The organism is Streptomyces sp. NPDC000151 (genome assembly GCF_040301705.1).
In the GTDB taxonomy this organism is placed as follows: Bacteria; Actinomycetota; Actinomycetes; order Streptomycetales; family Streptomycetaceae; genus Streptomyces.
The window spans coordinates 24200-38960 of sequence record NZ_JBEPFC010000021.1 but is presented as its reverse complement, the minus strand read 5'-3'; the positions used below and the strand labels follow the sequence as shown (position 1 = coordinate 38960).

At 72.2% G+C, this 14761-nt stretch carries 12 protein-coding genes; 4 read left to right on the top strand and 8 right to left on the bottom strand.

Annotated features, from left to right (window positions below; genetic code table 11):
• Position 1: 1 nt before the first annotated feature.
• Both ABT381_RS09665 and ABT381_RS09660 read right to left on the bottom strand, forming a co-directional pair.
• Positions 2 to 1102 carry an ABC transporter substrate-binding protein gene (locus ABT381_RS09665; RefSeq protein WP_351590350.1) on the bottom strand — a complete coding sequence of 367 codons (1101 nt, stop codon included), beginning with the start codon at positions 1100 to 1102 and terminating at the stop codon, positions 2 to 4.
• A 197-nt stretch (positions 1103 to 1299) separates the two neighbouring features.
• Positions 1300 to 2316 carry a LacI family DNA-binding transcriptional regulator gene (locus ABT381_RS09660; protein WP_351590347.1) on the bottom strand — a complete coding sequence of 339 codons (1017 nt, stop codon included), beginning with the start codon at positions 2314 to 2316 and terminating at the stop codon, positions 1300 to 1302.
• A gap of 189 nt (positions 2317 to 2505) precedes the next feature.
• Between ABT381_RS09660 and ABT381_RS09655 the strand changes: the two genes are divergently transcribed.
• Positions 2506 to 5115: a PA14 domain-containing protein gene (locus tag ABT381_RS09655; protein WP_351590345.1), complete on the top strand. Its 2610-nt coding sequence runs from the start codon at positions 2506 to 2508 to the stop codon at positions 5113 to 5115.
• A 37-nt stretch (positions 5116 to 5152) separates the two neighbouring features.
• On the opposite strand, the gene ABT381_RS09650 is transcribed toward ABT381_RS09655, so the two are convergent.
• Together ABT381_RS09650 and ABT381_RS09645 are read right to left on the bottom strand one after the other, a co-directional pair.
• On the bottom strand, positions 5153 to 6499 hold the full coding sequence (locus ABT381_RS09650) for an MFS transporter (protein WP_351590342.1): 1347 nt from the start codon (positions 6497 to 6499) through the stop codon (positions 5153 to 5155).
• Positions 6496 to 7869: an NsdA family TPR-like regulatory protein gene (locus ABT381_RS09645; protein WP_502965701.1), complete on the bottom strand. Its 1374-nt coding sequence runs from the start codon at positions 7867 to 7869 to the stop codon at positions 6496 to 6498. The genes ABT381_RS09650 and ABT381_RS09645 overlap by 4 nt, the downstream gene beginning before the upstream one ends.
• A gap of 122 nt (positions 7870 to 7991) precedes the next feature.
• Here ABT381_RS09645 and ABT381_RS09640 point away from each other — a divergent pair, with 122 nt between their 5' ends.
• Positions 7992 to 8459 (top strand): SsgA family sporulation/cell division regulator, encoded by a 468-nt coding sequence (locus tag ABT381_RS09640; RefSeq protein WP_351590336.1) that lies wholly within the window; start codon positions 7992 to 7994, stop codon positions 8457 to 8459.
• A gap of 22 nt (positions 8460 to 8481) precedes the next feature.
• On the opposite strand, the gene ABT381_RS09635 is transcribed toward ABT381_RS09640, so the two are convergent.
• Entirely contained in the window at positions 8482 to 9759 is a 1278-nt protein-coding gene (locus ABT381_RS09635; protein WP_351590333.1) for an APC family permease, read from the bottom strand.
• 61 nt (positions 9760 to 9820) lie between these two features.
• On the bottom strand, positions 9821 to 10741 hold the full coding sequence (bla, locus tag ABT381_RS09630) for a class A beta-lactamase (RefSeq protein ID WP_351590331.1): 921 nt from the start codon (positions 10739 to 10741) through the stop codon (positions 9821 to 9823).
• Between the two features lie 97 nt (positions 10742 to 10838).
• Here bla and ABT381_RS09625 point away from each other — a divergent pair, with 97 nt between their 5' ends.
• Together ABT381_RS09625 and ABT381_RS09620 are read left to right on the top strand one after the other, a co-directional pair.
• Positions 10839 to 11717: a LysR family transcriptional regulator gene (locus ABT381_RS09625; RefSeq protein WP_351590328.1), complete on the top strand. Its 879-nt coding sequence runs from the start codon at positions 10839 to 10841 to the stop codon at positions 11715 to 11717.
• Between the two features lie 23 nt (positions 11718 to 11740).
• The gene (locus ABT381_RS09620) at positions 11741 to 12628 is read left to right on the top strand and encodes a serine hydrolase (RefSeq protein WP_467754503.1); all 888 of its coding nucleotides are present in this window, start codon (positions 11741 to 11743) and stop codon (positions 12626 to 12628) included.
• A gap of 4 nt (positions 12629 to 12632) precedes the next feature.
• Here ABT381_RS09620 and ABT381_RS09615 read toward each other — a convergent pair whose 3' ends face one another.
• Complete coding sequence (locus ABT381_RS09615) at positions 12633 to 13313, bottom strand: pyridoxamine 5'-phosphate oxidase family protein (protein WP_351590322.1); 681 nt, start codon at positions 13311 to 13313, stop codon at positions 12633 to 12635.
• Positions 13314 to 13516: 203 nt separating this feature from the next.
• Entirely contained in the window at positions 13517 to 14680 is a 1164-nt protein-coding gene (locus ABT381_RS09610) for a S8 family peptidase (RefSeq protein ID WP_351590319.1), read from the bottom strand.
• Positions 14681 to 14761: the final 81 nt, after the last annotated feature.

The following is a 14761-nucleotide window of genomic DNA, read 5'->3' as shown; positions in this document are numbered from 1 at the left end:
CTCAGTACGCCTTCGTGAGGTCGGCCTTGGCGTTGTCCTTCGCGTACGCGCTGTCCTTGATGACGATGTCCTGCGGCACCTTCTCGCCCTTGGTGAAGGCGTCCAGGGTCTGGAAGGCGAGCGGGCCGAAGCGCGGGTTGGACTCGATGACGCCGTCGATCCAGCCGTCCACGATGCCCTGGACGGCGCTGCGCGTGCCGTCGACGGTGACGATCTTGACGTCGCCGGGCTGCTTGCCCGCGCCCTTGAGCGCGTTGACCGCGCCGAGGCCCATCTCGTCGTTCTCGGCGTAGATCCCGTCGATGCCGGGCTTGGACTGGATGAGCTGCTCGGTGACCGACTGGCCCTTCTCGCGGGAGAATTCGCCGGTCTGCTGGAAGACGACCTTCAGGTCGGGCGCCTTCTCCTTGAGGCGCTGCTCGAATCCCTTGGTGCGTTCGGTGGTGACGTTGTTGCCCGCGGCGCCGAGCAGGATGGCGATCTCGCCCTTGCCGTCGGTCGCCTCGATCATCCGGTCGGCGGCGCGCTTGCCCTGCTCGACGAAGTCGGAGCCGATGAAGCTGACGTAGTCCTTGCAGGCCGTGCCGTTGATCTTGCGGTCGACGGTGACGATGGGGATGTGCCGGGCGCGCGCGGAGCTCAGTACCGGCTCCCAGCCGTCGGAGTTGAGCGGGGCGATGACCAGCAGGTCCGCGCCCTTGGCGATGAGGTCCTGCACGTCGCTGATCTGCTTGGAGAACTGCGACTGGCCGTTGGCCGTGAGCAGCTTGATGCCGCGCTTGGCCGCCTCGGCCTTGAGGGAGGCGGTCTCCGCGATCCGGAAGGGGTTCGCCTCCTTCTCGGACTGGGAGAAGCCGACGGTGGCGTGCTCGAGGTCGAGCTTCTTGCCGCCGAAGGCGTCAAGGGTGCAGGTCTTCCCGCCGGCACCGGTGCCCGACGCGGCGGCGGCCCCGCCGGAGCCGTCCTGCGCGGCGGGCTTCTTGTCCGCCGCGGCGTCGTCCTCGGACTTGGCGCAGCCGGAGACGAGCGCGAGGCTCGTGATGAGGCCGGTGGCGAGCAGGGCTCTCGCGGAGGTGCGGCGAAGAGAGGAGGTCGGCTTCATGGGGTCCCCAAATGGCACGGCCCCGGCGCGCGGAGCGCTCGCGGGGACTTCGGAACGTGCAGGCAACTGGTGGCTCAGGTGAGGGTTTTACATCGTTGAAAGAACGCTGACAACCCTCCGCGTACGAAATGCCGGGCGCCACCACCGATTCGCCCGCCTCGGCAACCACGGCCCGACGGCCCCGACTTGGTGCGGGATCAGCGGCGGCCCAGCGTGCTCTCCCGCTCCACCAGCCGGAACTCCGCGACCAACTCCCGCCCCACGGGCCGGTCCGCCCGGTTCTCCAGCGTGCGCAGCAGCGACTCGACGGCCAGCCGGGCGATGGACCGCTTGTCCGGGGAGACCGTGGTCAGGCTGACGGCACCGAACCGCCCCTCGGCGATGTCGTCGAAGCCGACCACCGCCACGTCCCACGGCACCCGCAGCCCCCGCTCGTGCAGCACCCGCATCGCGCCGATGGCCACCAGGTCGTTGTACGCGAACACCGCGTCGGGCCGCACACCGGCATCCAGCATCCGCGCCATCGCCTCGGCCCCGTCCCCCCGGTCCCAGCCCCCGGTCGGGCCGATCAGGCTGTCCGGCGCGGGCACGCCCGCCTCCGCCAGCTCCGTCCGCCAGCCCGCGAGCCGCAGGTGCGCGGGGCGGTTCGCCGAGTCGGTACGGGCTCCCAGGTAGGCGATGCGGGTGCGGCCGCGGCCGAGCAGATGGCGCACCGCCATGCGCGCCGCCGCGACATTGTCGATCGCGATGTGGTCGTACGGCAGGTCGTACTCGCGCTCGCCGAGCAGCACCAGCGGGACGTCGTCCTCGCGGCCCCGCAGGTCCTCCACTTCGAGCTCCAGCGGGCTGAGGATCAGGCCGTCGATGACGCCGGCCCGGAAACCCTGGCTGACCAGGACCTCCCGCTCGCGATCGCCGCCGGTGTGGTCGAGCAGCACGGTCAGGTCGTGCTCGGCGGCGACGTCGATGACGGCGCCCGCGAGCTCCGCGAAGTACGGGTTGCCGAGCTCGGGAACGGCGAGCGCGAGGATGCCCGTGCGGCCTTTGCGCAGGTGTCGTGCCGTCATGTTCGGCCGGTAGCCCAGCTCGTCGATGGCGGCCTGGACCCGGGCCCGCATCCCCGGGGTGACGTGCTGATAGTTGTTCACCACGTTCGAAACGGTCTTGATCGAGACACCGGCGCGTTCCGCGACGTCTTTCAGGCTCACTCGCAAAGGGATCTCCTCGGTATCGACGGTGCGCGCAGCGCTCCCCCGCCCGGCTGGTGTGACACTCTCCCGCCCGGCTTCTGTGCCGCACCTGGACAGGATCGGGGAGCCGTGCTGTCATGCCAACTGCCGTTCCTTCCAACGTTGTACAGACTGATGCAACGAGCCGCCACCCTTCCTCGACAAGGAGGATCCGTGCGCACCAAACGGTTCAGAGACAGACTCGGCCTGCTGCTCGCGGCCACGCTGGGCGCCGCGGGACTCGCCGCCGCGCCGTCCGCCACGGCGGCCGACGAGCCGCAGCCCGACGCCGTCCACGGCCTCAAGGGCGAGTACTACACCCAATCGGCGCCCGGGGCCTTCGACTTCCACGAGCTGAAGTCCACCGGAGTCGACCCCGACCTCGACTTCGACAACCTCGAACCCCGGCTCGGCTACGCCACCGGGCAGAACGACGATGTCAGCGTCCGCTGGACCGGGAAGATCGTCCCCGCGAAGACCGGTCCCACAACGTTCTCCCTCAGCGCCGACAACGGCTTCCGCCTGTGGGTCGACGGGAAGATCGCCATCGACCACTGGGTGGACGACTGGGACAAGGAGCAGACGTCCCGGCCGGTCGAGCTGACCGCGGGCAAGGCCTACGACATCAAGGTCGAGTACTTCGAGCACTTCGGCGGGTCCAACCTGCACCTGCGCTGGACCCCGCCCGGCAGCAACAAGGCCGCCGTCCCGCAGTCGGCGTTCCGGCTGCCCGACGGCTTCGACTACGACGGCGCGACCGCCGCCACCGTCCTCGGCGACGGCCGCACGCTCAAGCTGGACTTCCCGCAGCGACTGGCCGCACCGCCGGCCGGTCTGACGGACCACCTCGACGCGGTCATCGGCGGCAGCGCCTGGCCGCTGGGCGCCGCGAAGGCGGACCCGTCCGACCCCAAGGCGCTGCTCGTCGGGCTCAAGGAACCGGTCGTCGGCAACAAGACCGGTACCGCGCGCGGTGACGTCGAGCTCCGCTACGACGGCGAGGCGGGCCTGGCCCGCGCGGACGGCGAGCGGATCGGCCGGTTCTGGTCCAGCGGCGCCAACAAGTCCACGTACGAGCTGCGCACCAAGTGGGCCGATGACGTGAGCGAGAAGAACGCCCACCCCGAGTACCCGCGCCCGCAGCTGACGCGCGACGCCTGGCGCAACCTCAACGGCTCCTGGCAGTTCGCCGCCGCCGAGTCCGGCGAGCAGCCGCCCGTCGGCAAGAAGCTGGGCGAGAAGATCCTGGTGCCGTACCCGGTCGAGTCGCAGCTCTCGGGCATCGAGCGGCACGAGGACCGCATGTGGTACCGCCGCACGTTCACCGTCCCGAACGACTGGAAGGTGGGCGACGGCAAGCGGCTCCGGCTGAACTTCGGCGCCGTCGACTGGCAGGCCGAGGTGTACGTCAACGGCACCAAGGTGGCCGCGCACAAGGGCGGTTACGACAAGTTCAGCGCCGACATCACCGACGCGCTCAAGCCCGGCAAGACCCAGGAGCTGATCGTCGGCGTCTACGACCCGACCGACGCGAAGGGCGGCGAGAATCCGCCGCTCGGCAAGCAGCGCCTGGACCCGAGCGGCATCTGGTACACCCCCTCGTCCGGCATCTGGCAGACGGTGTGGATGGAGCCGGTCGCGGCCGACCACGCCGACTCGCTGAAGATCACCCCGAAGGTCGCGGACGGCACGGTCGCGGTCCAGCCGCGCGGCGTGCGGAACGGCGTGCCGGTCACGGCCACCGCGTACGACGGCAAGCGCCGGGTGGCGACGGTGAGCGGCCGCACGGGCGAGCCGCTGACGCTGAAGATCAAGGACCCGCACCTGTGGTCCCCCGACGACCCGTTCCTGTACGGCCTGAAGGTGAGCGTCGGCAGCGACCGCGTCGGCAGCTACTTCGGGATGCGCTCCATCGCCGTGGAGAAGATCGACGGCACCCCGCGCACCGTGCTCAACGGCAAGCCCGTCTTCATGATGGCCACGCTCGACCAGGGCTTCTGGCCCGACGGGCTGCACACGGCGCCGACCGACGAGGCGCTGGCGTACGACCTGAAGCTGCACAAGCAGCTGGGCTACAACTCCGTACGCAAGCACATCAAGGTCGAGCCCGACCGCTGGTTCTACTGGGCGGACAAGCTGGGCCTGCTCGTCTGGCAGGACATGCCGGCCATGACGGCGGGCACCAACCCGGACGCCGCGTCCCGCGCCGAGTACGAGCGGGAGATGAAGACGATGATCGACCAGCACGACAGCCACCCCTCGGTGATCATGTGGGTCACCTTCAACGAGGGCTGGGGCCAGTACGACGAGGCCCGGATCGCCGACCAGGCCAAGTCCTGGGACCCGACGCGCCTGATCAACGGCCAGTCGGGCCTCAACCTCGGCCGTGACGGCGGCACCGGCGACATCATGGACGAGCACGGCTACCCGAGCCCGGCCCTGCCCCCGCACCCCGACGGCAAACGCGCCCTGATCAGCGGCGAGTACGGCGGCCTCGGGCTCGGCGTGCCCGGACACGCGTGGTCGGTGCAGCAGTCGTACGTCGATGTCGACCCGGCGACGTACACGGACGACTATCTGAAGCGCCTCGCCGAGGTGCGCCAGCTGGCCTGCCGGGGCGGCAACGGCGCCGTCTACACGCAGATCTCGGACGTCGAGGGCGAGCTGAACGGCCTGGTGACGTACGACCGCAAGGTGGTCAAGCCGGATGTGAAGCGGCTCAAGGCCGCCCACCAAGCGCTGATCCACGACGCGTCGCAGGCGACACCCGCGGGCTGCCGCTAGGAAGCGGGCGGCTCGGGCCCCGCTCTGCCGGTAACCGTCAGACGGCTACCGGCAGAGCGGGGCCGTCCCGGGCTCCGTCCGGTGCCCGGGTATCGGGCAGCCGCAGCAGGCAGGCCAGGCTCGCCGCGCACAGGCAGATCACATAGGCGCCGGTCACCCAGGGGAGGCCGGTGCGGGAGAGGCCGGACAGCCAGCTGTCGATCAAGGGGGTGAGGGCGCCGCCGAGTACGGCGCCGAGGTTGTAGGAGAGCGCGGTGCCCGTCGTACGGATGCGAGCCTCGAACAGCTCGGGGATGTAGGCCCCTTGGACCCCGAGCGTGGTGATCAAGGTGAGCAGCATGACGGTGGTGCCCACCGTGAGCGCGATGAGACTCCCGGTCTCCAGGAGCGCCAGGTACGGGACCGTCCAGGCGGCCATGGCGGCGCATCCGATGATGCTGAGCCTGCGGCGGCCGAAACGGTCGCCGCACACCGCGGCGACGGGCGTGGCCACCGCCATCACCGTCATCGCGACCATGACGCACAGCAGCGTCCCGGTGGGGTCCAGGCCCACGGTCCGCGTGGCGTGGGAGATCGCCCACGTCGTCGCCGTGTAGTGGACGGCGTAGGAACAGGTGACCGCCCCGGCGACGAGCAGGACCCGGCCACGGTGCCGCCTGAGCACGAGGCGGACGGGGGAACGGGACAGGGCGCCCTCCTGGACGAGCGCCCGGAACGCGGGGGACTCGGTGAGCGAGGACCGGAGCAGGTACCCGGCGAGCGTCAGCACGCCCGCGCACCAGAAGGGCACCCGCCAGCCCCAGGTCCGGAACTGCTCCGCGCTCAGCGTCCCGGAGAGCGCCAGCATTGCGCCGTTGGCCAGCAGGAACCCGAGGGCCGGGCCGGTCTGCGGCAAGGAGGCCCACAGCCCGCGCCGCTTCACCGGTGCGTGTTCGGTCGCGAGGACGACGGCCCCCGTCCACTCCCCGCCGATCCCGACGCCCTGCAGGAGGCGCAGCGCGACGAGGCACACGGGCGCCGCCATCCCCAGTTCCTGGTAACCGGGGAGCAGGCCCACCCCGAGGGTGGCGCCGCCCGTGGTCAGTACCGTGCCCAGCAGCATCGCGCGGCGTCCCAGCCGGTCGCCGATCCACCCGAACACGGCCGACCCCACGGGTCGGGCCAGGAAGCCGGTGGCGAAGGTGGCCATGGCCGCCAGGGTTCCCGCGGCGGGCGCGAAGTGCGGGAAGAACACCGGGCCGAGGACGAGCGCGGCCGCGATGGCGTACAGGGTGAAATCGTAGAACTCGATGACGGTGCCGATCAGGCCGGCAGCGGTGATCCGGTTGAGGGCGGCTGTTCTGCTTTCCGGCCCGCGCCGGCCGTTCTTCCCGACGGACTTCATGGTCCCTCCTGCGACCAGAGACGGATCTTTTCGTCCAGCTCCAGGGCGGCGGCGAGCCGCCGGTTCCGGTAAGGGCCGAGTTCCTGGCTCATCGTCGCCACCACGTACCGCACCCGGGCCGACCGCACCCCGTCCATCAGCCGGAGCGCCTCGCTCCAGGTGGCGCACGCCTGCTCCACCCGTCCTTGTCGGCACTGCATGGTCCCGGCGTGGGCGAGGCTGAGCGCGGCGATGCGCCGGTAGTCGGCCCCCGTCCGGCTCCACACCGCCCGGCTGAAGTGCTGTTCGGCGATGTCGTAGGCGCCCATGTGCTGGGCCGTCTTGGCGGTATGGGTGCCCACGCAGGCCTGCGCCGATCCCCACAGCGCGGCCCAGTACGGCATCTCCCGCTCGTCGGCCCCGTCCACGAGCCGGGCCGCGCGGGCGGTTTCCGCGACCGCTTCGCGCCGTCTGCCCTCCATCGCCAGCGCGCGGGCCCGGGTGGCGACGTACAGCGCCTCCGTGGCCGGGTCCGTGCGTCCCTTGACCCGGTGCAGTGCCGCGTCGACGAGCGCCAGCGCGTGTTCGGCCCGGCCCGTCTCCATGCCGTGGTGTGCCAGGACCCGCAGCACGAACGCTCCGTGCAGGTCGTTGTCCGCTTCCCGGGTGAGCCGGAACGCCTGGAGGTAGTACCGCTGCGCCAGGCCCTGCTCGCCGGCGTCGTACGCCTTCCAGCCGGAGAGGTAGGCGACGCACGCGGCGGCCGAGAGGATCTGCCGCTTCAGTTCCTCGGTGCGGAACCGGGCCCGGCACAGGGCGGCCACATCACTGGTCAAGTACTGCACCAGCGCCGACCGGCCGTGCTGTCCGCCGTGGCGTTCGTCGACGGCGGTGAACAGCTCCGTCAGCTCCCGCACGGCGCGTACCTCGGGCTCCCCCGCGGTCCCGGCCTGACGCACCGCGGAAGCGTGCGCCGCCTCCTGGGCGTCGAGGTCCAGCGCGAGGGACGCGACCGCGACGCTGTACGGCGCGGCACGCGCTTCGGGGCGCCGCTCGATGTCGGCGCGGCCCAGCGCGGTCAGGACGTCGAGCGGGTCGCGGTCGACGTGCAGTCCGAACGCGGTGTCGGCAGACCCGCTCTCCGGGGAGCGCAGCCCCAGCTGTACGGGTGTCACGGGCCGCTGGAGCCGCCGCGCCAGGGCTTCGGCGATCAGACCGGCCGTGCTGTCCGCCGGCCGCGTGCCGGCGACCCAGTGCGCCACGGCGGAGGAGTTGGTGCGTACTGTCACGCCGCTCTCCGCCGCGACCGTACGCACCTCCCGCGCCAACTCCGCGTAACTGCAACCGGCTTCACGAATGGCCCGGTCCAAGGACTCGTTCCTCGTGCGCACCACGCCTCCGAGGGGTTTAAGCGATCTAAGCGGCTTGCCGACAGGAGGAGGCTATTCACCGCGGGCGAGGTCGAGTTGAGTGACTGCCGGAACATCGCTCTCTTGGGTGAGGAGCCCTTGACATGCCTGAGCACGACCCCGCCGTACGGTATGAAGCGGAAGACCGCCGCTCGGCGGAACGCGAGCTGGAATTCGAGCTTCTGCTCGCGCCCCGGTACGTGGTCCGCTCCCCTGTGGCGGTCCCCGCCCGGCTGCGCTACCTCGCGCGGGACCCGTTCGCGGTCCGCCTCTCCTTCCACATCGACACTCCCCACCCCGTCCACTGGACCTTTGCCCGCAGCCTCCTCATCGACGGCCTCTTCCGCCCCAGCGGGTCGGGCGACGTGCGGATCTGGCCGGCCCGTAGCGATGCGGACCGCGCCGTGGTCTGCCTGTCGCTCACCGCGCCGGCCGGCCTCACCATGCTGCGCGCGCCGGCCCTGCCGGTCTCGGCGTGGCTGGAGCGCACCCTTCGCATGGTGCCACCCGGGGACGAACGGATGGAGATCCCCGTAGTACCGCTCACGTCCGGGCCGTTGCGCGCGCCGTAGGCCCGGGCCGCCCGGCCGCCGGCTACGGCTCGCGGCGTCCGGCAGTCGTGCGGCGGATGCCGTACACGGCCGCGCCTGCCGCCAGTACCGCCGTGCCCGCCAGGACGGAGGACACGGGCAGGGCGAAGGCCAGGGTCAGACAGCCGGCGAGGCCGGCCGCCGGGACGACGCGGGGCGGGCGGCCCTCGGCGGAGGTGAGGGTCCACGCCGCGGCGTTGGCCACGGCGTAGTACGCCAGCACCGCGAACGAGGAGAAGCCGATCGCGCCGCGCAGGTCGGCCGTCGCGGCGAGGACGGCCACGACCGCGCCGACCGCGAGTTCGGCGCGGTGCGGCACCTTGAAGCGCGGGTGGACGGCGGCCAGGGCGTGCGGCAGGTGGCGGTCCCTGGCCATGGCCAGGGTGGTGCGCGACACCCCGAGGATCAGTGCCAGCAGCGAGCCGAGCGCGGCCACGGCGGCGCCGGCGCGGACCACGGGCGCGAGCCAAGCTGCGCCGGCGGTCCGCGCGGCGTCCGACAAGGGCGCCGCGGCACCGGCCAGTCCGCCCGGGCCGAGCACCATGAGAACGGCGACGGCGACCATGGCGTAGACCACCAGCGTGATCCCGAGCGCGATCGGGACGGCCCGGGGGATGGTCCGCGCGGGCTCGCGGACCTCCTCGCCGAGCGTGGCGATGCGCGCGTATCCGGCGAAGGCGAAGAACAGCAGGCCCGCAGCCTGGAGCAGCCCGCCGCCGGTGATGTCCGCGCCGAGCACCAGCCGGTTGGCGTCCGCCTCGCCGGAGAAGAGCACGGCGGCCACCACTGCGGCGAGCACGGCCAGGACGACGGCGACCACGGCGCGGGTGAGCCGGGCGGATTTCTGCACCCCGGCGTAGTTCACGGCGGTCAGTACCACCACAGCGGCGACCGCGACCGCGTGTGCGTGGCCCGGCCAGAGGTACGCGCCCGCGGTGAGCGCCATGGCGGCGCAGGAGGCGGTCTTGCCGACCACGAATCCCCAGCCGGCGAGGTAGCCCCAGAAGTCGCCGAGCCGCTCGCGGCCGTACACGTACGTGCCGCCGGAGGCCGGGTAGCGGGCGGCCAGCCGCGCCGAGGAGGTCGCGTTGCAGTACGCCACCACCGCGGCCAGTGCGAGGCCGAGCAGCAGCCCGGAACCGGCAGCGGCCGCCGCCGGGGCGAGGGCGGCGAAGATGCCGGCGCCGAGCATCGACCCGAGGCCGATCAGCACGGCGTCCGTCGTGCCCAGGCGCCGTTGCAGTGCGTGCGGGGCACCGGTGTCGGCCGTCGGCTTCTCCATGGACTCCCTCCTCGGCGAGCGCGGCGGCCAGCATACGGAATCCCGTGCCCCGGGGCCGTGCTCAGGTCAGCGCCGCCGCCACCAGCTCGGCGGCCTTCGCGACCAGCGCGTCGTCCGAGGGCCCTTCGGGTGCGTGCGTGGTGGTCAGGACGGACAGCAGGACCGGGGGCCGGCCGGGAGGCCAGGCGACGCCCACATCGTTGGCGACGCCGTACTCGCTGCCGCCGCCGGTCTTGTCCGCCGTGGTCCAGCCCTCGGGCAGACCGGCGCGGAAGCGCTTGGTGTTGGTGGTGTTCGCGACCAGCCAGCCCGTCAGCCGCTTGCGGTCCTCGGCGGCGAGGGCGCGGCCGACGACGAGGCGGCCGTAGGTCGTGCCGATGGCGCGGGGCGTGGTCGTGTCCGTCGTGCGCCAGGGTTCCGCCGAGTTCAGCTGCGGTTCCCACCGGTCGAGCCGGGTCGTGCCGTCGCCGAGCGAGCGGCAGAAGCGGGTGACGGCCGTGGGGCCGCCCAGCTCGCGGAGGAGGAGGTTGGCCGCGCCGTTGTCGCTGTGGCTGACGGCGGCGGAGCACAGTTCGGCGACGGTCATGCCGTGTGCGATGTTCCCGGGCTCGCTGCTGATCGGCGCGTAGCCGGCGTCCGTGACGTACTTCTTGGAGTAGTGGATGCGACGCGCCAGAAACTCGCCGTCGTGGTCGAGGTCGCGCAGGACGGCAGCGGCGGCGAGGCCCTTGAACACCGAGCACATCGGGAAGCGCTCGTCCGCGCGGTACCGCACCGTGCGGCCGGTGGCCAGGTCGCGGGCGAACACCCCCAGCCGCGCGGCGTGCTCCTGCTCCAGTCGCTTCAGCTGCCCGGAGAGCCCCTTGCCGTGCGGTGTTCGGGCGGATGCCGACGCGCAGGCGGGGAGCGCGGCGGCCACTGCCGTGCCCGCGCCGAGGGCCAGCACCCTGCGGCGGGACGGGCGTACTCGTGTGGTGTCCATGGCCAGGAAGTGAACCCGGCCCCCCCTCCCCATGTCGAATATGCTCTCGGCCTACGATCGATTCACTCGCCATATCACCGCACGCCACAGGAGTGGAATGCTGACGGAACGGCACTTGGAAATCTTCGTGGCGCTGGCGGAGGAGGAGCACTTCGGGGCCGCCGCGCAGCGCGTGGGGATCACCCAGCCGCCGCTGTCGCAGGGGCTGCGCCGGCTGGAGGCGCTGCTCGGGGTGCGGCTGTTCGACCGCACCCGTGGCGTGGTCCTGACCGACGAGGGCGCGCTGCTGCTGCCGCACGCGCGCAGGGCGCTCGCCGCGCTCGGGGAGCTGCGGGAGATCGGCGCGCGGGAGCACGCCGACGGCCGTCGGCTCCGGCTCGGGCTGGCGCCGGAGGTGCCGGCGGGGCTCGCGGCGGCCGTGGCGGCGGCGCCGGTACGCGCGGGGGAACAGAACCGCATAGGCGTACTGACGGCACCGACCGCCACGCTGCTCTCCGACATCGCGGCGGGCCGGCTGGACCTCGCGGTGATCCGGCATCCGGCGGTGCTGCACGGTCTGGCCGCGGGGCCGGTGGTCCTGTTCCCGAGCTGGGTGCTCTCCCCCGCCGGCCCGCACGGCCGGACGCCGACCGGTGGGGTGCCCCGGCAGCTGCCCGTCGCCGTGCGGCCCCGCGAGGAGGCGCCCGCGGCCCACGACCTGTTCGTCGACACGCTGGCCAGCCGGGGCCGGCGGGTGGAGACCGTCGTGGTGTCCGACGAGCGCGCCGGGCTGGCGCTCGTCGCGGCGGGACAGGCGGTACTGGTCACCGCCGACGCGACGCTGACCGCCGACGGCGTGGAGCGGAGACGGGCGACCGACCCGGCGCTGCCCCTGCGGCTACGGGTGGTGTGGGACCCCCGGCGGCCGGACGCGGCGGACACCGCGGACACGGCCCGGCTACTGGTGGACACTCTCGAACGGCAGGCGGCGTCATGAGCGGGACGCGGCGGGGAAGCGGTGTGGAGCGCACGATCCGCGAGATGTTCGCCGACGCGGGCGTGCGCGGCTGGCTGCACGTGGCGGAGCTGGACCGGCCCTCGGCCCGGGTGACCATCGATCCCGACGAGGCGGTGCCCATGGGCTCCGTGTACAAGGTGCCGCTGATGGTGGCCTGCTGCCGGCTGGCGGACGCCGGAGAGATCGACCCGCGCGAGCGGCTGACCCTGGAGCCGCCCGACCGGATCGCCGGTCCCACCGGCATCTCGATCCTGCGGGACGCCGTCACGATGTCGCTGCGCGACCTGGTGGTCATGATGATGAGCGTCTCCGACAACACGGCGGCCGACGCGCTGCTCCGCACGGTCGGCACCTCGGCGGTCGACGAGGTCTGCCGCGATCTGGAGATGCCGGACACGCGTATCCACGGCGGGGTCGCGGGGACGTGGGACCGGCTGCTCACGGAGACCGGTACGGACTCGCTGCCGGCCGCGATGGCGCGGCTCTCCAGCAACGACGACACCGTGCCCGAGGTCGTCTACAACCCCTTGTCGAAGGCCGCCACCACGCCCGCCGACATGGCGCGGCTGCTGCGGGCGATCTGGACCGGGCGGGCCGCCTCCCCCGAGCGCTGCGCGTTCATGCGCGAGGTCATGGGCCGGCAGCCGTGGCGGCACCGGCTGGCGTCCGGTTTCCCGTACGACGACGTGACCGTTTCGGGCAAGACCGGCACCTTCGGGTCGATGCGGCACGAGGCGGGGGTGGTCGAGCTGGCCGACGGCAGTACGTACACCGCCGTGGTCTTCACCCAAGCGGCGCGCGCGGACAACGTGTTGCCGCGGGCCGACGCGGTGATCGGCGCCGCGGCACGTACCGCCGTGGAGGAACTGCGGGGGAACGCGGGCACGTGACGCTTCAGCCCGCGGGGGTGTGCGCCCGGGCGCTGACGTGCGGGGGCGGCGCGATGCCCGCCGGCAGGAGGGGATCCGCTTCCGGTTCGCCCCAACTGGCGTTGAGCGGAAGGACACCGGCCCAGATCCCGAGCGCGGCGTCGGGCCCGTCCCCGTCGTCGGGGCCGCCGGTGCGTATCTTCACCGACGCCTCCGCCAGCGACAGCGCGAGCAGCGCCGTCGCCGCCATTTCCTTCCGGCTGGGCTGCCGGGCGTAGTCCCACTGCCCCGGTGCCGCGCGCTCGGTCAGACAGCGCAGCCCGGCCAGCTTCTCGTCCGGGTCGGTGACCGCGCGGGGCACACCGTGGATCATGGCGCTGCGGTAATTGACGCCGTGCTCGAACACAGACCGGGCCAGGACCAGCCCGTCCACGTGCGTGACCGTCACGCACACCGCCGCCTCGGGGGAGGCCACCAGGCTGCGGCTCGCGACCGAGCCATGGAAGTACAGCGTGTGCCCGTCGCTCCCGTACACGGTCGGCACGACCATCGGCCGCCCGTCGACGATCACCCCGAGGTGGCAGACGAACCCCGCTTCGAGGATGGCGTCCAGCTCCGCACGGTCGAGGCTCCCCTGCTCCCGCAGTCGGCGGTGCCGGGTGCGCTCCGTCTCCGGCAGCGTGGCAGGCAGTGGGTGGTCGGTCATGGTGCTGTCCCCCGTGAGTGTCCGGCGCTCGATGTGGCTGGCCGTACGCTACCGATATCGCCGTGAATTCGCTATCGATCAACGGAATCAGTCACCAATAGGCTGCACAGCAACGGAATCCGGTGCAAACCGGCAGGCGCCGGCGTCTCCACGAGACGCCGGCGCCGTCGGATCGACGTGTCGTTGTGTCGTCAGCAGGTGGATCAGAGGTCGGACTTGAAGAGCAGGCGGTTCGGGGTGCCGCTCGGGTTGCTGATGACGTTGGTCGTGGCGTTGCTGGTCAGCCAGTCGTTGATGGTGGAGGAGGCGGCGTCGCCCTTGTTCGACTTGTACAGGGCCGCGACGCCGGTCGCGTGCGGGGAGGCCATGGACGTGCCGCTCATCTGGGTGGTGCCGCCGCCGAGGCGGGTGGACGTGATGGAGACGCCGGGCGCGAACAGGTCCGTGCAGCTGCCGTAGTTACTGAACGACGCCTTGCGGTCGGAGCTGTCCGAGGCGGCGACGCTGAGGACACCCGGCGCGCTCGCGGGCGAGGTGTTGCAGGCGTCGGCGTTGTCGTTGCCGGCGGCGACGGACAGGAAGACGCCGGAGTTGTTCAGGGCCGCGGCCGCGTCGTTCACGGCGGAGGAGTAACCGCCGCCGATCGAGGCGTTGGCCACGGCGGGCTTCGTGGCGTTGTTACGCACCCAGTCGAAACCGGCGATGATGCCCGAGTACGCGCCGCTCCCGTCGCAGCCCAGGACCCGGACGCCGCGCAGCGCCACGCCCTTGGCCACGCCGTACGTGTTGCTGCCCACCGTGCCGGCCACGTGCGTGCCGTGCCCGTGACAGTCCTGGCCGTTGCCGCCGAGGGCGTCGTACACGTTGCGGGCGCGGCCGCCGAAGTCCGGGTGGCTGGTGTCGATGCCGGTGTCGATGATGTACGCGGTGACACCGGAGCCGTTGCGGTTGTAGGTGTAGGTGCCGCTCAGCGGGCGGTTGCGCTGGTCTATGCGGTCCAGGCCCCAGGTGGCGTTGGACTGGGTGGCGGCGGCGGTGACCTTCTGGTCCTCCTCGATGGCCTTGACCGACGGGTCGCCGCGCAGCTCCGCGAGCTGGTCGGCGGAGAGCTTGGCGGAGAAGCCGTTGAGGACGCCCTTGTAGACGTGGCGGGTGGTGATGTCCTCTCTCTTCGCCAGGCCCTTGGCCGTCGTGCCCGGCTTGAGGGTGACGATGTAACTGCCGTTGATGGCCTTGCTGTCGGGGGCCTGCTCGACGGTCACGAGCCGGGGGGACGCGTCCTGTCCGGAGGCGAGCGCGGTGCCGGCGGCCGGGACGAGCGCCGCGGGCACCGCCAGCAGCAGGGCGGCGAGGTGGGAACGCTTCATGGAACGGCGGACCTTTCACGAGGGGGGTGTGGCGAGTGGTCACACCCTCGGTCCGCCGGCCGGCCGAAACAATCCGTAATT